At 67.8% G+C, this 19,049-nt stretch carries 21 protein-coding genes; 11 read left to right on the forward strand and 10 right to left on the reverse strand.

The window, feature by feature from the left end; translation table 11 throughout:
• Positions 1-10: 10 nt before the first annotated feature.
• The 3 genes from ACU5AX_RS12200 to ACU5AX_RS12210 all read right to left on the reverse strand — a co-directional run bounded on the left by ACU5AX_RS12200 (position 11) and on the right by ACU5AX_RS12210 (position 3,889).
• Positions 11-1,810: a right-handed parallel beta-helix repeat-containing protein gene (locus tag ACU5AX_RS12200; protein WP_446691134.1), complete on the reverse strand. Its 1,800-nt coding sequence runs from the start codon at positions 1,808-1,810 to the stop codon at positions 11-13.
• A gap of 820 nt (positions 1,811-2,630) precedes the next feature.
• Positions 2,631-2,807: a hypothetical protein gene (locus tag ACU5AX_RS12205; RefSeq protein WP_446691135.1), complete on the reverse strand. Its 177-nt coding sequence runs from the start codon at positions 2,805-2,807 to the stop codon at positions 2,631-2,633.
• Between the two features lie 542 nt (positions 2,808-3,349).
• Positions 3,350-3,889 (reverse strand): hypothetical protein, encoded by a 540-nt coding sequence (locus tag ACU5AX_RS12210; RefSeq protein ID WP_446691136.1) that lies wholly within the window; start codon positions 3,887-3,889, stop codon positions 3,350-3,352.
• A 116-nt stretch (positions 3,890-4,005) separates the two neighbouring features.
• Here ACU5AX_RS12210 and ACU5AX_RS12215 point away from each other — a divergent pair, with 116 nt between their 5' ends.
• Complete coding sequence (locus ACU5AX_RS12215; RefSeq protein ID WP_446691137.1) at positions 4,006-4,392, forward strand: PRC-barrel domain-containing protein; 387 nt, start codon at positions 4,006-4,008, stop codon at positions 4,390-4,392.
• Here ACU5AX_RS12215 and ACU5AX_RS12220 read toward each other — a convergent pair.
• The 3 genes from ACU5AX_RS12220 to uvrB form a co-directional block, all read right to left on the reverse strand.
• Positions 4,389-4,709: a HigA family addiction module antitoxin gene (locus ACU5AX_RS12220; RefSeq protein ID WP_446691138.1), complete on the reverse strand. Its 321-nt coding sequence runs from the start codon at positions 4,707-4,709 to the stop codon at positions 4,389-4,391. The two genes, ACU5AX_RS12215 and ACU5AX_RS12220, sit on opposite strands and share 4 nt — an antisense overlap.
• Positions 4,681-4,962 carry a type II toxin-antitoxin system RelE/ParE family toxin gene (locus tag ACU5AX_RS12225; protein ID WP_446691139.1) on the reverse strand — a complete coding sequence of 94 codons (282 nt, stop codon included), beginning with the start codon at positions 4,960-4,962 and terminating at the stop codon, positions 4,681-4,683. The genes ACU5AX_RS12220 and ACU5AX_RS12225 overlap by 29 nt, the downstream gene beginning before the upstream one ends.
• A 61-nt stretch (positions 4,963-5,023) precedes the next feature.
• Positions 5,024-7,219 (reverse strand): excinuclease ABC subunit UvrB, encoded by a 2,196-nt coding sequence (gene uvrB, locus ACU5AX_RS12230; RefSeq protein WP_446691140.1) that lies wholly within the window; start codon positions 7,217-7,219, stop codon positions 5,024-5,026.
• Positions 7,220-7,389: 170 nt separating this feature from the next.
• Here uvrB and ACU5AX_RS12235 point away from each other — a divergent pair, with 170 nt between their 5' ends.
• A complete protein-coding gene (locus tag ACU5AX_RS12235) occupies positions 7,390-8,211 on the forward strand; it encodes a ferredoxin--NADP reductase (RefSeq protein WP_446691141.1) in 822 nt (273 codons plus the stop codon).
• 74 nt (positions 8,212-8,285) lie between these two features.
• Positions 8,286-9,599, forward strand: a complete 1,314-nt coding sequence (locus ACU5AX_RS12240; RefSeq protein ID WP_198355153.1) for a chloride channel protein — start codon at positions 8,286-8,288, stop codon at positions 9,597-9,599.
• Between the two features lie 125 nt (positions 9,600-9,724).
• Here ACU5AX_RS12240 and ACU5AX_RS12245 read toward each other — a convergent pair whose 3' ends face one another.
• The gene (locus ACU5AX_RS12245) at positions 9,725-10,963 is read right to left on the reverse strand and encodes an MBL fold metallo-hydrolase (protein ID WP_446691142.1); all 1,239 of its coding nucleotides are present in this window, start codon (positions 10,961-10,963) and stop codon (positions 9,725-9,727) included.
• A 122-nt stretch (positions 10,964-11,085) separates the two neighbouring features.
• Here ACU5AX_RS12245 and ACU5AX_RS12250 point away from each other — a divergent pair, with 122 nt between their 5' ends.
• Positions 11,086-12,666: an amidase gene (locus tag ACU5AX_RS12250; RefSeq protein ID WP_446691143.1), complete on the forward strand. Its 1,581-nt coding sequence runs from the start codon at positions 11,086-11,088 to the stop codon at positions 12,664-12,666.
• A 36-nt stretch (positions 12,667-12,702) separates the two neighbouring features.
• Here ACU5AX_RS12250 and ACU5AX_RS12255 read toward each other — a convergent pair whose 3' ends face one another.
• Positions 12,703-13,104 carry a DUF4345 domain-containing protein gene (locus ACU5AX_RS12255; protein WP_446691144.1) on the reverse strand — a complete coding sequence of 134 codons (402 nt, stop codon included), beginning with the start codon at positions 13,102-13,104 and terminating at the stop codon, positions 12,703-12,705.
• Positions 13,101-13,550 (reverse strand): DUF2721 domain-containing protein, encoded by a 450-nt coding sequence (locus tag ACU5AX_RS12260; protein ID WP_446691145.1) that lies wholly within the window; start codon positions 13,548-13,550, stop codon positions 13,101-13,103. Before ACU5AX_RS12260 ends, ACU5AX_RS12255 begins: the two co-directional genes overlap by 4 nt.
• Positions 13,551-13,642: 92 nt before the next feature.
• Between ACU5AX_RS12260 and ACU5AX_RS12265 the strand changes: the two genes are divergently transcribed.
• The 4 genes from ACU5AX_RS12265 to ACU5AX_RS12280 all read left to right on the forward strand — a co-directional run bounded on the left by ACU5AX_RS12265 (position 13,643) and on the right by ACU5AX_RS12280 (position 16,640).
• Positions 13,643-14,740: a GNAT family N-acetyltransferase gene (locus tag ACU5AX_RS12265; RefSeq protein WP_446691146.1), complete on the forward strand. Its 1,098-nt coding sequence runs from the start codon at positions 13,643-13,645 to the stop codon at positions 14,738-14,740.
• A gap of 32 nt (positions 14,741-14,772) precedes the next feature.
• Positions 14,773-15,318 (forward strand): 3'-5' exonuclease, encoded by a 546-nt coding sequence (locus ACU5AX_RS12270; protein ID WP_446691147.1) that lies wholly within the window; start codon positions 14,773-14,775, stop codon positions 15,316-15,318.
• A gap of 9 nt (positions 15,319-15,327) precedes the next feature.
• Positions 15,328-15,504, forward strand: a complete 177-nt coding sequence (locus ACU5AX_RS12275; RefSeq protein WP_446691148.1) for a DUF4169 family protein — start codon at positions 15,328-15,330, stop codon at positions 15,502-15,504.
• A gap of 104 nt (positions 15,505-15,608) precedes the next feature.
• The gene (locus ACU5AX_RS12280) at positions 15,609-16,640 is read left to right on the forward strand and encodes a hypothetical protein (protein WP_446691149.1); all 1,032 of its coding nucleotides are present in this window, start codon (positions 15,609-15,611) and stop codon (positions 16,638-16,640) included.
• A 21-nt stretch (positions 16,641-16,661) separates the two neighbouring features.
• Here the strand turns inward: ACU5AX_RS12280 and trmB are convergent, their stop codons facing one another.
• Positions 16,662-17,342, reverse strand: a complete 681-nt coding sequence (trmB, locus tag ACU5AX_RS12285; RefSeq protein WP_446691150.1) for a tRNA (guanosine(46)-N7)-methyltransferase TrmB — start codon at positions 17,340-17,342, stop codon at positions 16,662-16,664.
• 85 nt (positions 17,343-17,427) lie between these two features.
• On the opposite strand from trmB, the gene ACU5AX_RS12290 reads away from it, so the two are divergent.
• From ACU5AX_RS12290 to ACU5AX_RS12300, 3 genes are read left to right on the forward strand one after another with little or no spacing between them, the layout of a single operon-like run.
• A complete protein-coding gene (locus tag ACU5AX_RS12290) occupies positions 17,428-18,249 on the forward strand; it encodes a formate/nitrite transporter family protein (RefSeq protein ID WP_446691151.1) in 822 nt (273 codons plus the stop codon).
• Positions 18,246-18,626: a hypothetical protein gene (locus tag ACU5AX_RS12295; RefSeq protein WP_446691152.1), complete on the forward strand. Its 381-nt coding sequence runs from the start codon at positions 18,246-18,248 to the stop codon at positions 18,624-18,626. The genes ACU5AX_RS12290 and ACU5AX_RS12295 overlap by 4 nt, the downstream gene beginning before the upstream one ends.
• 19 nt (positions 18,627-18,645) lie before the next feature.
• Entirely contained in the window at positions 18,646-19,011 is a 366-nt protein-coding gene (locus ACU5AX_RS12300; protein WP_446691153.1) for a PilZ domain-containing protein, read from the forward strand.
• The last annotated feature ends 38 nt before the right edge of the window (positions 19,012-19,049 follow it).

Consider the following 19,049-nt stretch of genomic DNA (forward strand, 5'->3'; position numbering starts at 1 on the left):
ATCGCGGGCGTCAGCCTTCCGGCTGGATGCCGGCGCGGTCGATGACGGCGCGCGCGGCCGGCGGCCAGGCGCCATCGCGAACAGGGACGTTGTCAATCGCGGCGTTATGGAGGTACGGTTGCCATGATCCGCGCTGCACACCGGAATCGTACCAATTGGCCTGGGCGAGATTATCCATCGCGGTGCGACGGGGAAGCATCTCGTCGCTGGAATTGAGGTTGAGCCAGACCCCGACGTTGTGCACCACGTTGTTGCGCAAGGTGACGTAGCGCGACCCCTCGTCGAGATACAACGCGATGCCGCCCGGCACGTCATAGACATAATTATCCGCGATCAGCGCACCGGGATCCGCCGACAGGTGGTAGATGGCGCCGCCATCGGGAAACCAACGTTTCACGTCATGAACGCGGTTCGCCACGACCACGGTATCGTGCAGGATGGTCGGCGTATCGTAGACGGAGTTGCCGGGCTGGTCGTAATAGCCGCGCCCGCCGGACCAATAGGCCGGGTTGCCGCCCGGATCGTTGGTGCCCCAACCCCAGCCGACGTCGATCCCGTCATAGGGAACGTCCGAGATATCGTTGTGCGCGATAATGGTGCCCGTTGCATAGGTGACCAGGATGCCCGCCTGCTCGCGATAGTCCTGCGCCACACTGCGGATCAGGTTGTTGCGGATCAGGATGTCGCGCACCCCGGCGTCAGCCCGCGGTGGATGATGCGCGTCGGGCGTGATGCCACCGACCATGATCGCGCCGCCGGCAAGATCCTCGAAACGGCTGCGCTCCACCTCGATGCTGGCAGCACCAAGCCCGATGCCGAGCTCAAGCGCGTCGCCATTGTTGCCGATCCCGAGCGCGATTTGGCCAAGATGCGCGAATTCGTCGCGTTCGAAGCGGATTCGGGTCGCTGCCGCGACCTGTACCGCCGCGGGTTGCTGGCGCCATCGGTTGCGGGCCGCCTCGAAGGGCCGGCATCCCCAGCTGCAATCGCGGATTGGATGGTCCGGCAGACCGGCGACGCGCCCGGCGAGATAGGCGCCGCTCTGCTGGCTAGCATAGCCATCGGGGCCGGACGGCGCGATCCAGCTGGTGTGGTGGAACGCCAGACCGGCGAAGCTGATGTCGCGGACGGGAGCGTCATAGCTGCCGCCGATCGCGACCAGCGATGCGAGGCGTGGCACCACGACGGGGGCCGTCCGCATGTCTTCTCCGGGTCGCGGTTTGTAGAAGATACGCTTCTGCGCCGTATCGGCGTAGAACTCGCCACCCTTCCGCAGAAAGGCCAAGGCGTTGACCAGGAAGAATCGGCCCTTGTCGCCGGCCAGCGGCCGCGCGAGCGTGTCATAGCCGATGATGTTGTTCTGCCAGCCGGGCTGTTTCATCACCATGCGATTGCCAACGATCCGGTCGACCACCGCGTGTCTATGCGTGAACCAGCTGGTTCCTTCGACCTCCAGACGCCCCTGATCCGGCAGATCGGCGAGGAAGCGCCACGCCGGATCGACGATCTCGATACCCCAATCGTGGAAGGCGAAGGCCATTCGGGGTGCCTCCACGGTCGCTCGTCTCGCCAGCCGATCGGCGACCCAGATTTGACGCGGGAGGAGGTTGGGCGGCAGGGGGGCAGACCAGATGTCGCGTGCCGCATCGACCCGCGTCCAGCCAGTGACCGGCGAACCACCGGAGAGGATCGGTCGCGCGCCGGGCGCGGCCTCCCAGCGCACGACATGTCCGTTCTGCCCCCCGTCGGCCGCCGTGAAGCGCAGCGGCACAGGAAGACGGTAGATGCCATCCATGAGGCGAACCACCACGGTATGACCGCGGTTGTAGCGGCGAACCGCGGCTTGTGCGCGCGCAAGCGTGGCAAAGGGGTGGCTCGGGGAGCCATCGCCATCGTCATGACCGGTCGGGGATACTGTCAGGATGATGGGGATATCGGGCGGTCGTGTCGATAGTTGCGGATGTTGCAGCAGTTCTTCGGGGGATGCGGGGATAGGGGCGGGCGGAATGTGCGGTGCCGGGACTTGTTGCGCCACAGCCGGTGCGTAGCAGAGTATCGCGACGAGCTGCATCAACCGCGGGCCCCACGATGGCCTATACTGGACCTTGCTGTCTGCCGCGCGAGAAAGACGCAACTCCCGATGTCCCCCTGTCAGACCCACGTTGCCACCTCCATCCCCGGTCAGCATCTTGTAGGACAAATCGTGCCAATCGACAAGCGGATCGCGGCCCCCGTCGACTGGCAGGCGCTGTTATAACCTGCGTGATCATACCCGCCCTTGCCTCTGCCGGCGTCAGCCGTCGAGGTCTGCTTCCCTTGCTACTTTCGCCGGGCGGTGAGATCCGCCTGAAGTCGGCCGTCGTCGATCCGGTCCCCCAAAGGTCGCAGGCGCGGTGCCAGGGAGCCTTGCAGACATAGCCGACGGCGAACAGCCAAAAGGCCATGGTGCCGACGATCAATCCGTGATCGCCACGCGACAGGTCGAATCCGCCGGTGGAGGCGCGGACCACATGGCCGATCGACGTGAACAGCGTGCCGGCGAGGCTGGCAACGATCGTCATCACCCCGCGCAATCTGACCAGATTGCAGGCCCTGCGCGTGAAAACTACCAATCACCGTCGAGCCGGCGATCATCGCGACGTGACCGCATAAGCCACCAGCCGCCACGGCTCATTGACCGTGGCAACACTCGCCGCATCCTTGATCGAGACGTGCGCTACATGAATCAGAAACAGCAGAAACGCCGCAGGCACGCGACCAACGGATAGATGCAGACAATCGCCAGCCTCAGGAAGAAGGCGGCCCATAAGCGATGCAGCATGATCGTCCCCCGTGTTCGCCGTGAATCGGGGAAACTGTGAATACCGGGATGATCCCTTTGGTAAACATGCCGCCGCGCATGGTGAGGCGGTATCAGCCCGGTGGTGACAGATTCGTTTCCTGGAGCGGCAGCGCCCGTGATCCTGCCTAGCCTGCGAGCCCGTCCCATATGAGAAGAGGTTGCCGAGCACCCCTCACGAGTGTGCCCGACAACCCCTAAACATGGTCAGCGGCCGGAGAGCTCCAGCCCGGGAGACCATGAGGCCTCTTCAACCCTTGCCGCGATCGTTGATTGGGGGAGGATACCCCCCGATGCGGCGTCGACAGGTCTTAGAAGCTAGTCCCCCGAACGAACTGAACCGACCCCATTGCTGAACCATGAGACATCGGATCACCTCCTTTCGCTTGTGGATAGCCAAGTGGCGAGGACCCCCGCCACACCACCAATGTGCGCACCAAGGCGGCGAGATACAAGTCTTGTTTTGCGGTGCCGCCTGCGCGAGATTCGTCGGCCGTTGCCGCTGCGGGCCTAGCCGCGGCAATCCTCCGTCACGCGGCCGATTTCCGCCCAGGCCGGCACCACCAGCGTCGCCGTGCCCTGCTGCTCGACGGCGATATGGCCGCGACTGAACGCCATGGCGTCGAGCAGGCGATCGTCCGCCGCCAGCGCCGCCGCGACATAGGGCGGGGTGCCGCCGGTCGGCTGCACCGCCAGCTGGCGCGTCGTGCTGGTGGTGCGGATGACGAGCGGCGCTGCCGCGCTGCCGCTGCGCGACACATACATCCGACGCGCGGCCCGGTCGCAGCGCAGGGTCAGCAGCGCGTCGCCACCCGCCGGGCCGAACAGCGCCAGGCTGCCGCGGCCGTCCTGGCGGTAGGTCCAGGTGCCCGGCGTCGGCGGCCAGTCGCGCCAATCGTCAGCCAGCGGTTGGACGACCGGGCGCGGTGTCGGCCGCGCCGCGACCGGGGGCGGCGCCGGCGTGGGCTCGGGCGCGACCTGCGGCACGCAGGCGGCGGCAAGCGCGGACGCCAGAACGGAAAACAGGCGGGGCCAGGAGCGTGTCGACATGGCGGCGGCTTATGGGCGATGCGGCCGGGCGCCTCAACCCGCGTCCGCGGGAACCGCCGTGGCGGCCGGGCGGTTCACCTGCATCAACCCCAACGTCCTCGCGTCCAGGAGCCGCCATGTCGACCGAAGCCCCCGCCAGCCAGACCGCCACGACCCAGCTGCTTGTGCAGGCCAATGTCGCCCATTCGCTTAAGGTCGAAAGCCGCGACGGCGACGTCGTCGGGTCGGTCTATGCGCTGATGGTGCACAAGGGCTCGGGGCGCTCCACGCATGCGGTGCTGAGCCTCGGCGGCTTCCTTGGCATGGGCAAGAGCTTCTATCCGGTGCCGTTCGACCTTTTGCAGTTCGATCCGGTCCGCGATCTGTACGTGATCACCATCGACCGGCGCATCCTGGAGGGAGGGCCGAGCTGGGCGAACAACGCGCCGGTGTTCGACCAGGCTTATGCCGACCGCGTCGCCAGCTATTACGGCGTACGCGCCGAGGATCTGAGCGCGGGCTAAGCCGCGCGGGGCACGATCCGGTCGAGCGCGTCGTTCAAGGCGCGCTTGGCCTCGACGATCTCGTACCGGTCCTGCAGCCGCAGGAAGAAACCCTCCGACAGGCCGAAATAACGGGCGAGACGGAGGTCGAGTTCGGCATCCATGGGCTGCACGCCGTCGATGACCGATTGGATATGTGCGATGTCCGCCTCGATTGCCTGCGCAAGCTGGTGGACGCTGAGTTCTTCCGGTTCCAGAAATTCGCTGACCAGCAGCTGACCGGCATGCTCGTTGGCGAGCCATTCCGGATCAGTGGTAATCCGTGATTTCGACGTCATGGGCGTCACCGTCCTTCCATACGAAACATATGCGCCACTGCATATTGATGGCAATCGCATGCTGACCGGCGCGATCGTCCCGTAAGGCGTGCAGCCGATTGCCCTTGAGATTGCCGACCTCGTCAAGGCTTCGCGCGGAGTCGAGCAACGTCAGGCGGCGCATCGCCCGTTGTTGAATGTCTGGCGGGAGTTTGCGACTACGATCGCGGTTCCAGATGCGGTCGGTTTCGGGATCGGCGAAGCTGCGGATCATGCACGGCGCGTCCGCCGCTAATCTAGACGATCTGGCGGTCGCGCGGGCAGAGAGGTGGCGATCAACGCGACCGCCGTCCCCCCATCCGCATCTTCTGCTGCTTGCCGTAGCGAGTCTTGCGCGTACCCGGCTTGCCTTCGTTGCTGCGGCCCATGATCGGCGCCTTCTGCTGCTCCACCGGCAGGCCGAGTTCCTCCTGTTCCAGGCTGCGGATCTCGTCGCGCAGGCGGCCGGCCTCCTCGAACTCGAGATCGGACGCGGCCTTGCGCATCTTCTTCTCCAGCTCCTCGATGTACGCGCGCAGATTGTGACCGACCATATGCGGCCGCTCGTCGTCGATCGGCACGGTGACCTGATCGCCCTGGCTGACATGGGCGATGATGTCGCCGATGTTGCGGCGGATCGTCTGCGGCGTGATGCCGTGTTCGAGATTGTACGCCTGCTGCTTCTCGCGGCGACGCGACGTCTCGTTCATCGCCCGCTCCATCGAGCCGGTGATGCGGTCGGCGTAGAGGATGACGCGGCCGTCGACGTTGCGCGCGGCGCGGCCGATCGTCTGGATCAGCGAGGTCTCGGAGCGCAGAAAGCCTTCCTTGTCGGCGTCGAGGATCGCGACCAGCCCGCATTCGGGAATGTCGAGGCCCTCGCGCAGCAGGTTGATGCCGATCAGCACGTCATAGACGCCGAGCCGAAGGTCGCGGATCAGTTCGATACGCTCCAGCGTCTCGACATCCGAGTGCATGTAGCGGACCTTGATCCCCGCCTCGTGCATATATTCGGTGAGGTCCTCGGACATGCGCTTGGTCAGCGTGGTGACGAGGCTGCGATAGCCCTTCGCCGTGGTCGCCTTGCACTCCTGGATCAGGTCCTGGACCTGCTCCTCGACCGGCTTGATCTCGACCGGCGGGTCGATCAGCCCGGTCGGGCGGATCACCTGTTCGGCGAAGACGCCGCCGGTCTGCTCCATCTCCCAGCCGCCCGGCGTCGCCGAGACGCTGACCGTCTGCGGGCGCATCGCATCCCATTCGTTGAACCGTAAGGGCCGGTTGTCGATGCATGAGGGCAGGCGGAAGCCATATTCGGCGAGCGTGATCTTGCGGCGATGGTCGCCCCGCGCCATCGCGCCGATCTGCGGCACCGTCTGGTGGCTCTCGTCGACGAACAGCAGCGAATTTTCCGGCAGATATTCGAACAAGGTGGGCGGCGGCTCGCCGGGCAGGCGGCCGGTCAGGAAGCGGCTGTAATTCTCAATCCCCGCGCAACTGCCCGTCGCCGCGATCATCTCAAGATCGAAATTGGTGCGCTGCTCGAGCCGCTGCGCCTCGAGCAACTTGCCCTCGGCGACCAGTTCCTTGAGCCGTTCGGCAAGCTCGTGCTTGATCGCCTCGGTCGCCTGCTTGAGCGTCGGGCCCGGCGTCACATAATGGCTGTTGGCGTAGATACGGACCGAGTTGAGATTGGCGATCTTCTTGCCGGTCAGGGGATCGAACTCGACGATCTCCTCGATATCGTCGCCGAAGAAGCTGATCCGCCAGGCGGTATCCTCATAGTGCGAGGGGAAGACCTCCAGCGTATCGCCCTTCACGCGGAAGTTGCCGCGCGCAAAGGCGGCGTCGTTGCGCTTGTACTGGAGCGCGACGAGCTTGCGCACGATCTCGCGCTGGTCGGCGGTCTGACCCTTCTTGAGGTCGAAGATCATCGCCGAATAGGTTTCGACCGAGCCGATACCGTACAGGCACGACACCGAGGCGACGATGATCACGTCGTCGCGTTCGAGCAGCGACCGGGTCGCCGAATGGCGCATCCGGTCGATCGATTCGTTGGTCGACGATTCCTTCTCGATATAGGTGTCGGAGCGCGGGACGTAGGCTTCCGGCTGGTAGTAATCGTAATAGCTGACGAAATATTCGACCGCGTTGTGCGGGAAGAAGCTTTTGAACTCCCCGTAGAGCTGCGCGGCGAGAATCTTGTTGGGGGCGAGGATCAGCGCCGGACGCTGCAGTTCCTCGATGACCTTGGCCATGGTGAAGGTCTTGCCCGAGCCGGTGACGCCGAGCAGCACCTGGTCCTTCTCGCCGGCGCGCGCGGTGTCGGTGAGCTCGCGGATCGCGGTCGGCTGGTCGCCCGACGGCTGATATTCGCTGACCAGTTCGAAACGCTTGCCGCCCTCCACCTTGTCGGGACGCGCGGGACGGTGGGGGACGAAGCTCTCACCGGTTTCCGGCTCGGCGAGGCTGGTGCGGATCTGAATGGCCATAGGTGAGAGGATATGGGGGCGGGGTTTGGCGGTGGCAACGGATCGGGAACATCCATCTGCTCCTGCACGCGCAGGAGCACTGGGGAGGCTGCAAGTTTCGCTCCGGTTGACCCGTCCGGCCCGCACCCATATTGCGACCGCTTCGCGAACGATCCGAAGCTTTGCCCGCAATGACCGATACCCGTGCCCCCGTGCTGATTCCCGAGACCAAGGCGTTCCTCAACGTCAAGGTGCTGTGGGTGCGTCACTGGAACGACCGCTTGTTCTCCTTCGCGGTCGAGCGGCCGGCCTCGTTCCGGTTCCGCTCCGGCGAGTTCGTGATGATCGGCCTGCCCGGCGACGATGAAAACGCCAAGCCGATCATGCGTGCCTATTCGGTCGCCAGCCCGCATTATGCCGAGGAGCTGGAGTTCCTGTCGATCAAGGTCGAGGACGGGCCGCTGACGTCGAAGCTCCAGCTGATCCAGCCGGGCGACGAAGTCTATATGGGCAAGAAGCCGACCGGCACTTTGGTCACCGACGCCCTGGTCGGCGGCAAACGGCTGTTCTTCTTCTCAACCGGTACCGGTCTGGCGCCGTTCCTCAGCCTGGCGCGCGATCCCGACGTCTACGGCATGTTCGATCAGGTGATCCTGGTTCATTCGGTGCGGCAGGTCAGCGACCTTGCCTATCATGACGAGTTGCAGGCGCGGCTGGCCGACGATCCGTTGGTATCGGAGGAAGCGGCGACGCAATTCCACTATATCCCGACCGTGACGCGCGAGCCGTTCCGCACCACCGGGCGGATCGGCGACCTGATCGAAAGCGCCGCCCTGTTCGGCGATCCGGTCCAGGGACCCAAGAGGCTCGATCCGGAGAACGACCGGATCATGCTGTGCGGATCGATGGCGATGATCCGCGAGACGGCGGCGATGCTGGATGGGATCGGGTTCGAGGAAGGATCGAACGCCAAGCCCGGCACCTATGTGATCGAGCGCGCCTTCGTCGACTAAAGCCAGTCCCCTCCCGTAAGCGCCAGGGGAGAGAAAGCTTTTATCTTCCTCCCCTTTACCCTAACCCCCACCGCATGACCGGCGAGCCCCCACCGCCGCGTCGCCCGCGGGGGTGGACGCTCCGACGCTTCCGTGCGCTGCTGCGTTCGCGCGGGCCGACCAGCCTCCGCTTCCGGCGCCGCATCGCCGTCCTGACCGGCGCGATCGCGATCGGCATCGTCGCGGTGCTGTTCGCCGAACTGTCGGACGCGATGGGGCTGACCTTCGCGGCCTTCGCCCGGCGCTGGCACTGGCTGCCGCTGCTGACCACGCCGTTGGGCTTCATGGCGCTGGTCTGGCTGACCCGCCGCTTCGTGCCGCTGGCGCGCGGATCGGGCATTCCGCAGGTGATGGCGGCGCGTCACGATCCGCAGGGGGCGACGCGCGGGCTGATCTCCGTGCCGACGGTGATCGGCAAGGTCGCGCTGACCATCGGCGCGATCCTGTGCGGCGCCAGCGTCGGCCGTGAGGGGCCGACGGTGCAGATCGCGGCGGCCGTGATGGGCGTGACCCACCGCTTCCTGCGCGTACCGCTGAACGCGGCGGTGATCGTCGCGGGCGGCGCGGCGGGAGTCGCGGCGGCGTTCAACACGCCGCTCGCCGGGGTGCTGTTCGCGATCGAGGAACTCGCCGCCGCCTATGAGCAGAAAGTGACGCTGCTGGTCCTGTCGCTGATCGTCGTCGCGGGCATGACCGCGCAGGCGCTGATGGGCGACTATATCTATTTCGGCGCGATCGGCGCGCATATCTCGCTGCAGGCGGCGGTGATCGTCGTGCCTGTCGCCGGGCTGGCGGGCGGCGCGTTCGGCGGCCTGTTCTCGCGCACCATGCTCGGCTTCGCCAACGGGCGGCATCGGATCACCGGGCTGGCCAAGGCGAACCCGATCCTGTTCGCCGGGGGCTGCGGGCTGGTCGTCGCCGTGCTCGGCATCGCCACCGTCGGCCTGACCTGGGGCACCGGCTATAGCGCGGCGCGGGCGATGATCGTCGGCGTCGATGCGCCCCTGTGGTTCGGGCCGGCCAAGGCACTGGCGACGCTGGCGACCGCGGTGGCGGGGATGCCGGGCGGCATCTTCGCGCCGAGCCTGGCGGTCGGGGCCGGCGTCGGCAATCTGCTGCGCTTCGTCTTTCCCGGCGACCCGGCGGGCGCGGTGGTGATCCTGGGCATGACCGCCTATTTCGCCGGCGTGGTGCGTGCGCCGCTGACCGCGGTGATCATCCTGTCGGAGACGACGGCGAGCCGCGGCCTGCTGCTGCCGATGTTCGCGGCGGCGTTCATCGCCGATTGGGCGAGCCAGGCGGTGTGCCGGGAGAAGCTGTACCACGGGCTGGCGGCGACGTTTCGGTAGAGGTTAGGGGCGCCCGCTTCGCCATTCCCACGCAGGTGGGAATCCCGACACGCTGACGCTTTTGACCCTCGCGAAGGCCTGCGCGTCTGGATCCCCGCCTACGCGGGGATGACGAGAGGGGTGGTTTAGGGCAGCGTCTTGACCGCCGGATCGTCCATGCAACGCAGCATCGCCTCACGGGTCAGCGGCCGGGTCGGCGCCGGCACGGCATAGCTTGGCACTTCGAACGACTCGCCGATGCCTGCCGCAGCGAATCCGGTACCGCCGGTGCAGCGCATCGCTTCCGCCAGCATCTTCGGCGGGGTGTCATAGCCTTCATAGGACAGGCGAAAGGTGCCCCAATGGATCGCCATGCTGTGGGCCGCGCCCAATCGCTGGTGGATCAGTGCCGCCTCCGCCGGACCGATATGGCTGCCCGACGACATTTGGCCGGGCACGAAGCGGAAGGCGCCGATCGGGATCATGGCGAAGCGGATCGGACCGTAGCCCGCGGCCTCGCGCGGCCAGTGGCCGTCGCCGAAGCCGGTGTCGCCGGCGAAGAAGATGTTGCCGCCTTCACCCGGCAGGCGGATCACGAAGCTCGACCACAAGGCCCGGTTGCGATCGGTGAACCAGCGGCTACCCCAATGGTGGTTGCGGGTGACGATGATCTGCGCCCGGTCGCCGCGGCACCAGGGGCTCTCGCCGCAGCGCGGCGCGACCGGCGTGACGGTCAGGCCGCTGGCGGTCAGCGTTGCCGCCTGGCCCCAATCGAGCGCGGTCGCCCTCGCACCGACCTGACCGATGACGCTGTCGTTGCCGAGGCTGGTGACGATCTGCGGCCGGTCGCGCTGCCACAGCCGCTGCAGCGTCGCTTGGTCGAGATGGTCGTAATGGTTGTGGCTGACCAGTACGAGGTCGATCCGCGGCAGGTCCTCGAAGCGGATGCCGGGCGCGGTGACGCGCTTCGGGCCGAAGCCGAGTGGCCCGGCACGGTCGCTCCACACCGGATCGGTGAGGATGTTGAGCCCGCCGGTCTGGATCAGCACCGTGGCATGACCGACCCAGGTGACCAGCATGCGGTCGCCATCGACCCGCGCCGGCGGCCGCGCCTGGGTGACGGCGACGCTCTTCGGCCAGGCGGGGCGGCCGTCACTGCCGGTCAGCTGGCGCCAAAAGAAGCCGGCGCGGCCGCCGCCCGCGGGCAGCCGCATCGTGTCGGCGTCGCCGTCGGGATTGCGGAAGCGTTCGCCGTCATAATGGTCGCTGGCCGGCCCGCGATAATAGATGCGGTCGAGGAACCGCGGCACAATCGTCACCGCCAGCCCAATCGTGACGATCAGCAGGACGAGGACGGCACCGATGATCTTGAGCGCTGTGGCCACGCGGAAATCCGGAAGAAGGGACGCCGGGTAACGCAGGTGAAGGGTCATGGTTCATGCCGCAAGCCCGCTTGCGTCGGCCATTTCCGGCGATAGCATCGCAATCTGTTTCAAGAGGGGATTCCATGCGCCGGATTTTATTGGCCTTTTCGCTTCTCGGCCTAGCCGTGCCGACGGTCGCCGCGGCCGCCGACGTCAAGGTCGAGGAAGCGTCGATCGACCAGTTGCAGGCGCTGATGCGACAGGGGCAGACGTCGAGCGTCGCGCTGACCCGCGCCTATCTCGCGCGGATCGCGGCGATGGACCGCAAGGGGCCGACGCTGCGCAGCGTCATCACGCTCAACCCCGACGCGCTCGCCCAGGCCAAGGCATTGGACGCGGAGCGCAAGGCGGGGCGGGTGCGCGGGCCGCTGCATGGCGTGCCGATCCTGATCAAGGACAATATCGAGACGGCGGACCGGATGCCGACCACCGCCGGCAGTCTAGCGCTGAAGGACAATGTCACCGGCCGCGACGCGCCGGTCGTCGCGGAGCTGCGCCGTGCCGGTGCGGTGATCCTCGGCAAGACCAATCTGTCCGAGTGGGCCAACATTCGCTCCACCCATGCGATGAGTGGCTGGAGCGCGATCGGCGGGCTGGTGAAGAACCCCTATGCGCTCGATCGCACCGCCTGCGGGTCGTCGTCCGGCTCGGGCGCGGCGGTGGCGGCGAGCTTCGCCGCGGCGGCAGTCGGCACGGAGACAGATGGGTCGGTGGTCTGCCCCTCGTCGCTCAACGGCGTCGTCGGGCTGAAGCCGTCGATCGGCATGGTCAGCCGCACCCGCGTCGTGCCGATCAGCCACAGCCAGGACACGCCGGGACCAATGGGGCGCAGCGTCCGTGACGTCGCCACGCTGTTCTCCGCGATGGTCGCCGCCGATCCGGAGGATGCCGTGACCAAGGGTGCGGTGACGCGCGACTATGCCGCCGGCCTGTCGGTCAGCGCGCTGTCGGGCACGACGGTCGGCGTGATCCGGCCGGAGGGCATGGCGGCGGACCTCGCCGCCGCCTACGACCGCGCGCTCAGCGTGCTGCGCGCGGCGGGAGCCCGGCTGGTCGAGGTCACGCCGCCCAAGCTCGACGGCATCGGCGACGCCGAATTCACCGTGCTGAAGACCGAGCTGAAGGCGGACCTCAACGCCTATCTGGCGACGACGCCGGCGGCGGTGACCGCGCGGACGCTGGACCAGCTGATCGCCTTCGACCGGAATCACGCTGCCACGGAGATGCCCTTCTTCCAGCAGGAAATCTTCGAGATGGCGGCGCAGACCAAGGGGCTCGACGACCCGGACTACAAGGCGGCGCGGGCGAAATCGCTGCGCCTCGCCGGGGCGGGTGGCATCGACACGATGCTGAAGGCGGCGGGGGCGACCGTGCTGGTCGAGCCGACCTATGCCGGCGCCTGGCTCAGCGATCCTGTCTATGGCGACCAGTATAATGGCCCGTCGGCGTCCGAACTGCCGGCGATCGCCGGCTACCCGCATCTGACCGTGCCGATGGGGCTGGTGAAGGGCCTGCCGGTCGGCCTGTCGTTCATCGCGACGCGCGGCGAGGACGCGCGGGTGCTGGGCGCCGGCTATGCCTACGAACAACGCGCCAAGGCGCGGGTGGCGCCGCGCTATCTGCCGCAGGCGGATGTCGGTCCGGGGCTGGACGGGACGCGCTGACGGCGCAGCGTGCCGCCAGGGTGGCGCGGCGGGCCGCTACCGGGCCTGCCGCCGCGCCACCCGCGCCTGCCACAGCATCAGCAGCGGCACCACGCCGAGCTCCATCGCCAGCCCGAAACGGTGTCCGACCGATGGCGCGCCGACACTGGCGAACGACACCAGCCGCGACAGACCGCCCGCCACGATCAGCGCGCCAAGCAAGCGGAACCGCCGACCTTGGTTGGCGAGATCGGGGATGCAGGTCGCAAAGGCGATGCCGACGCCGAGGAAGATGCCCGAGACATAGCGGAAATGGCTGTCGAGATCGCGCGGGACCACCGGCGGATGGCCGAGGAAAGCAGGGCCGTGCAGCACGCCCTCGCCACCGATCAGCAGCGGCACGCAACAGGCGATCGCGACCACCGCCTGCAACAGCCGCAGTTCGAGCCGCGCGCTCACAACAGGATCTCCTTGCGGACGTGGATCGCGCGCAGCGACACGCGCACTTCCCACATGAAGGCGATCAGGCACAGGATCAGCAGCGTCACCGCTACGATGAACGCCAGGGCGATCCACGTGCCGATATGCAGCTTGGCCAGATTGGCGACGAACAGCATCGCGATCACGATGCACGCCATCACCGCGCTCGCCACCGCCAGGAACAGCGCGCCGTTGATGATCGACATGCGCTCGTCGAGCAGTCGCAATTCCCATTTGTGCCGCTGAGCCGCGTCTTCGGGGGCATGGACCAGCGCCTCCTCTAGCGCGCGGGCGCGGTCGATCACGCGGGCCAGCCGTCCGGCGAGGACGTTGAGCACCTGGCCGATCGCGGCGAGCATGAACACCGGCGCGAGGGACAGCTGGATCGTCTGCGCGATGGTCGTGACGGCGGGCAAGGTCGGCATAGCGACATTCTAGGGCGGTATACGGTTCGGTGAAAGCGCCGAGTGGTGGCCCTTCCGGTTGCACCGGTTGGTAACCCTCTGCTTCTACAGCGATGCACGTGACCAAGCCGATGCGCCTTGCCGATTTCCAGCAGCTGCCGCCGGCCGCGCGCGCGCAGATCGGCGACGGCCTGTCGGTGGCGATCGACCGGGTCGCGGAGGCGGGATCGGCCAGCCACGCCTTCCTGCGCTACGGCTGGTACGCCGCGGCGTTGGCGGCTTATGGCGGCGCCGCGCGCACCTTGGTGGTCGAGGAGGATGGCGCGCCGGTCCTCGCGCTGCCGTTCGTCGGACTGGGACCGGCGATGCTGCGGCTCGCCGCGGTGCCTGGCTGTTACTGGCCGTTCCGCAGCTTTCCGATCGCGCTGGGCGCGGGCGAGGGGGCGTTGGGGGCGGCGCTCGACGCGCTCGCCGGCACGATCAACGGCCTGCGGATCGGGCCGGTCTATGACGACGATGCGACGGCGATGCCGCTGATCGCCGCGGCGCGCATGCGCGGGTGGACGACGATCGACCGCTTCGTCGCGGACAGCTGGTTGCTCGACATGGCCGCCGTGCAGGCCGAAGGCACCTGGCCGCGCAATTCGACGCTGCGCAAGAACCGCTTCCACGAGAAGCACCTTGCCGAACATGGCGTGCCCGACTGGCATTTCCTGCACGGTGCCGATTGGCCCGCCGCCTTCGACCGGCTGGCGGCGGTGGAGGAGGCGAGTTGGATCGCGACCCGCACCGACGGCAGCGACGCCAAGTTCACCACCACCGGCCATGGCGCCTTCTGGCGTGCGGCGGCGGCCGACCCGGTGCTCGCCGGCATGTTGCGCGCCGCGCTGCTGACGATCGACGGGCGGCCGGCGGCCTTTTCCTTCGATCTGGATGCCGGCGACCTGAAATATGCGATCGCCAACAGCTACGATCCGGCCTTCGCCAAACATTCGCCGGGCAAGCTGCTCTATTACCGCAATCTGGTCGAGGCGATCGGGCGGGGCGTGACGCGCGTCGATTGGGGTGCCGGCGACAGCGGCTACAAACAGGTGATCGGCGCCGATTGCGGCCCGGCGATCCGCGACTGGCTGCTGCTGCCGCCGCGCCTGCCGGCGCTGGCCGGGCGATTGCTGCGCGGCCTCTGGCAACGGTCGGGGCAGCATCGCTGAGCCCGTGACACGCGCCGATGCGTTGTCCGGAAATGCGCGTCTTCCTCGACTTCGAAGCCTCCTCGCTCGCCAAGACCAGCTATCCGATCGAGGTCGCCTGGGTGTTCGAGGATGGCCGCGGCGAAGCCTATCTGATCCGGCCCGCCGAGGGCTGGACGGACTGGGATGCCGAAGCCGAGGCGATCCATCATATCCCCCGCGAGGCCCTGGTCCGCGACGGCACGCCGCACGATGTCGTCGCGGCGCGGATGATCGACACGCTATGTGGCCACGATTTGTTCGCCAGCGCGCCGTCGTGGGACGGAAAATGGCTGAGCGTGCTGCTGCGCGCGGCGAAACGGCCGCGGCACAGCCTGCGCCTGCGCGACACGGACGAGGCGCAGCGCGAGGCGGCGGCCGCGATCCTGCGCGAGGTGGTGCCGGTCGACCGCGTCGCGCTGCTGGTCGAGGAGGCGCGGGCGCGGGCCGGGGTGGCGGAACGCGGCACGCCGGCGCACCGCGCGCTCGCCGACGCCCGCGACGAACTGGCGCGGTGGCAGCGGGTCTGCGCCATGGCGCGGACGCTCGCGGCAGGCTAGGCGACGGCGATGGCCGAGATCGTCAACCTGAACCGCGCCCGCAAGGCTCGTGACCGCGCCGCCGCCCGCCAGACTGCGGAGGCCAACCGCGCCAAGTTCGGCCGCACCAAGGCGGAGAAGCAGGCGGACGCCACGGAACGCGCGCGTAGCGACCGGATGCTCGACGGGGCCCAGCTGGAGGAGTGAGGCGGCGCGCCTTGGGCGTCGATCGCCGGTCATGTCGGGCAAGGTATATGGCGCTTGCCGGCCAGAGCACGATCGCCCATCCTCTGCGGCGAGGGGAGACGTCGATGAAGTGGCTGCTGGCGAGTTTGGCCGTTGCGAGTGGGGCGCCGCTTGCGGCGCGGGATCTTCCGGTTCCGCCGGGCAAGGGCTGGCAGCATGCCGAAACCGGCCTGATCCTGACCGCACAGCTCGCGGGATTGTCGCGGACGGCGCTGACCGATGCGACCGCCAGCGAGCATGATGTCGCCGCCCAATTCGAATCGCCGGACAAGGACCTGGTCGCGACGGTCTATATCTTCCACCCGGCGATCGCCGATGCCGGCCTGTGGTTCGACCGGTCGCGGGTCGCCCTCGAACATCGCGACATATTCCGGAACGCCGCGCCGGTGACGGCCGACCCCGTCGGCGTCTCGGTGACGGGACACGCCCCGCCGACGGGGCTGGAACAGGTTTATGCGCTGCCCGGCGGCGCGTTTCGCAGCACCGCCCTCGCCGTGGTGCCGGTCGGGAAATGGATCGTCAGCGTCCGGATGAGTGCGCACATCGGCAATGCGCAGATGCTGGGCAGTCGGCTGTCGGATCTGGTCAAGGCGATCCGGTGGCCCGCCGCCGCCAGCGCGGCGGGCGTCGTCGCGGCGACGCCGATCAAGGCGTGCCCGACACCTTTGAGCTTCAATAAGGCGAAGGTGGTGAAGCCCAACGGATCGGACCTGCTGATGTCGCTGGTCGGCAGCAGCATCGTCGCCAAGCAGAAGGCCGACAAGACCGCGCCGCCGGCGACGCCTGTCAGCTGGTGCCGGGATGGGGACGGCAGCACCGAATATGGCGTCTACCGCGCCAACGGCGAGACAGTCGGTTACACCCTGGCCCTGTATGATGCCGGTCGCAGCGTCACCGTCTTCCCGTCACTGATGGGCCAGATCGACAAGACCGGGACCTATTCCGTCACGCTCGCCGATGTCGACGGCAGCACGTCCGTCTTCCCCTCGTTCAGCGCGATGCCCGCCCCCAAACAGGTCTGGGACGTCGTCGCGGCCGGCCAGCGTTCCGGCACGATGAAGGGCAATACGATGACCGTCGATCCCAAGGCGCTGTAAGGGCGCACGGACCGAGGCGCGCTACTGTCGGATATACCTTAAATACCAGACCTCGTGCCCCTGGCGGCGCGCCTTGCGCTCGTAGCGGGTTTCCGGCCAGTCGGCGGGGCGGGTGAGGAAGTCCTGTGGCCCCTCGGCGGTCCAGACGAAGTCGCGGCGCTGGTTCATCACCATCATCGACCAGCGGCAATAGGTCGGGTCGTCCGTGCCGAGGCGGAATTCCGCGCCGGGCTTCAGCTTGGCGGCGATGACGTCGAGCGGGCCGTGGTTGACCATCCGCCGCTTGGCGTGGCGCGCCTTGGGCCAAGGATCGGGGTGGAGCAGATAGACGCGGCCCAGGCTGGCGTCGGGCAGCCGTTCCAGCACCTCGAGCGCGTCGCCCATGTGCAGGCGGACGTTGCCGAGGCCGCGGTCACGGATGTGGCCGAGCGCGCCGACGACGCCATTGAGGAAGGGTTCGCAGCCGATGAAGCCGGTGCCGGGCCGCGCCTCCGCCTGGCCGGCGAGATGCTCGCCCGCGCCGAAGCCGATCTCCACCTCCAGCGGACGGTCGTCGCCGAACAGCGTTGCGGCGTCGAGCGCGCCGTCTTCGGGGACGCTGACGCGCGGCAACAGTTCCTCGACGAGCGCGGCCTGGCCCTGGCGGAGCTTGTGGCCCTGGCGGCGGCCGTAGAGACGGCGGATGGTGACGGGATCGTTCATGGGAGCGGGGCCTTAACCGCTTCGCGTCGCGGCGCAAAGCACCGCGCCCGGCGGAGCAAAGCGTGGCGCCGCCCGTTGGCCGCTTATGGCCGATTCCCCTCCCGCCGACCGCGCTGACCACGATGACGATCTGAAAGCGGCCGACGCACGCGAACTGCACCGCACCGTGCGCGAGGCGGGCGAGGACGAGATGCGGCGGCCCGCCCGTTCGCTGTTCTGGTCGGGGCTCGCGGCGGGGATCGCGATCAGTACCTCCCTTCTGGCGGAGGCGGCGCTGCATCGCGCCTTGCCCGATACGCCATGGCGGGAGCTGGTTGCCGCGCTCGGCTATCCGATCGGCTTCCTGATCGTCATCTTGGGCCGCATGCAGCTGTTCACCGAAAGCACCATCACCGCGATGCTGCCGCTGGTCACCCGGCCATCGGGGCGGGCGGCGATGGCGACGCTGCGCCTGTGGGGGATCGTGCTGTTCGCCAATCTGATCGGTACCGCGATCGCCGGTTATGCGATCGCGCACGGCATCATTGGCGATGCCACGCTGCGCGAGGCGGCGCTGGCCGTGTCGAACAAGATCACCGAATTGTCGGCCGGCCGGACGATCGTCAACGCCATTCCCGCCGGCTTCCTGATTGCGATCGTCGCCTGGGTGCTGCCCAATGCGCGCGAGCAGAGCTTCTGGGTGATCCTCGCTTTCACCTATGCGCTGACCATCGCCGGCTTCAGCCATTCGGTAGTCGGCTCGGCGGAGGCCTTCACCCTGATGTTCGCCGGGCGGATCGATCTTGCGCAGACGCTGGGCGGGTTGATCGCGCCGGCGGTGCTGGGCAATCTGATCGGCGGCGCGGGGATCTTCGCGTTGCTGGCGCATGCGCAGGTGCGCGGCGAGATGACGGAGACACCATCGTGAGCCATCCCCCCAAGGCCGAAGCCCATCCGATCGCCGCCGTCTGGCACGAGGCCGCGCGCGAGCCGCTGATGCTGGTCGCTGCCGCCGGCGCGGTGGCGGCGGGGCTGGCGCTGCGCAATCCAAGGCTGACGCGCGGTGGCACGCGTATGCTGGCGAGCCAGATCGTGGTCGCGGTGGGAGCAGTGGCCGCGCGCCGGCTGGGCGGTCCCGACACGCGGCACGGCTTGCCCTCGTGGATCACCGCTGCGATGATCGAGCGGGCGACGGCGGCGGCCGTCGCGGCGCTGCACAAGCCGCACGGCGCGGCCGAGCATGCGAGCGAAACCTCCGGATTAGCTGCCAAAATTCATAGTTCGGTAACTACGCAGCCGGCATAGCGGCGGCAACGAGGTTGTGATGGATCAGTCGCTAGAATCCCCCCGGCAGAAGCGCAGCAGCGTCATCGTACGCGCCTATCTGCATGTCCCAGGGCTGCCGCGCCCGATGCTGCAACGTGTCCGCAATCTGTCGCTGACCGGGGCCTGTGTCGAGCATCACGGCGAATTGAAGGCCGACATGCCGATCATCGTCGACATGGGGCTGCTCGAAGGGCTGCCCGCGATGGTGATGTGGGTCACCGATCGGCTGGCCGGCCTTAATTTCGCCCAGCCGATCGATCTGGAAGCGGCGCGCAAGCCGCGCTCGGCGGCGGCGTCGGGTACGCCCGCGTCGAACGTGCAGGTCGGCTGGATGGATGAAATGCGGCACGCCTACCGACGGTAGCCGGCCGATTCCAGGCGGACAGGGCTAGGAAAACGAGA

Source organism: Sphingomonas benefaciens (assembly GCF_052907485.1).

Excerpts from the sequence above, each read along its gene's own strand:
- ACU5AX_RS12205 (WP_446691135.1), bottom strand. The coding sequence starts at position 2,807 with ATGGGCCGCCTTCTTCCTGAGGCTGGCGATTGTCTGCATCTATCCGTT.
- ACU5AX_RS12210 (WP_446691136.1), bottom strand. The coding sequence starts at position 3,889 with ATGTCGACACGCTCCTGGCCCCGCCTGTTTTCCGTTCTGGCGTCCGCG.
- ACU5AX_RS12215 (WP_446691137.1), top strand. The coding sequence starts at position 4,006 with ATGTCGACCGAAGCCCCCGCCAGCCAGACCGCCACGACCCAGCTGCTT.
- ACU5AX_RS12220 (WP_446691138.1), bottom strand. The coding sequence starts at position 4,709 with ATGACGTCGAAATCACGGATTACCACTGATCCGGAATGGCTCGCCAAC.
- ACU5AX_RS12225 (WP_446691139.1), bottom strand. The coding sequence starts at position 4,962 with ATGATCCGCAGCTTCGCCGATCCCGAAACCGACCGCATCTGGAACCGC.
- uvrB (WP_446691140.1), bottom strand. The coding sequence starts at position 7,219 with ATGGCCATTCAGATCCGCACCAGCCTCGCCGAGCCGGAAACCGGTGAG.
- ACU5AX_RS12235 (WP_446691141.1), top strand. The coding sequence starts at position 7,390 with ATGACCGATACCCGTGCCCCCGTGCTGATTCCCGAGACCAAGGCGTTC.
- ACU5AX_RS12240 (WP_198355153.1), top strand. The coding sequence starts at position 8,286 with ATGACCGGCGAGCCCCCACCGCCGCGTCGCCCGCGGGGGTGGACGCTC.
- ACU5AX_RS12250 (WP_446691143.1), top strand. The coding sequence starts at position 11,086 with ATGCGCCGGATTTTATTGGCCTTTTCGCTTCTCGGCCTAGCCGTGCCG.
- ACU5AX_RS12260 (WP_446691145.1), bottom strand. The coding sequence starts at position 13,550 with ATGCCGACCTTGCCCGCCGTCACGACCATCGCGCAGACGATCCAGCTG.
- ACU5AX_RS12265 (WP_446691146.1), top strand. The coding sequence starts at position 13,643 with ATGCACGTGACCAAGCCGATGCGCCTTGCCGATTTCCAGCAGCTGCCG.
- ACU5AX_RS12270 (WP_446691147.1), top strand. The coding sequence starts at position 14,773 with ATGCGCGTCTTCCTCGACTTCGAAGCCTCCTCGCTCGCCAAGACCAGC.
- ACU5AX_RS12275 (WP_446691148.1), top strand. The coding sequence starts at position 15,328 with ATGGCCGAGATCGTCAACCTGAACCGCGCCCGCAAGGCTCGTGACCGC.
- ACU5AX_RS12280 (WP_446691149.1), top strand. The coding sequence starts at position 15,609 with ATGAAGTGGCTGCTGGCGAGTTTGGCCGTTGCGAGTGGGGCGCCGCTT.
- trmB (WP_446691150.1), bottom strand. The coding sequence starts at position 17,342 with ATGAACGATCCCGTCACCATCCGCCGTCTCTACGGCCGCCGCCAGGGC.
- ACU5AX_RS12290 (WP_446691151.1), top strand. The coding sequence starts at position 17,428 with ATGGCCGATTCCCCTCCCGCCGACCGCGCTGACCACGATGACGATCTG.
- ACU5AX_RS12300 (WP_446691153.1), top strand. The coding sequence starts at position 18,646 with ATGGATCAGTCGCTAGAATCCCCCCGGCAGAAGCGCAGCAGCGTCATC.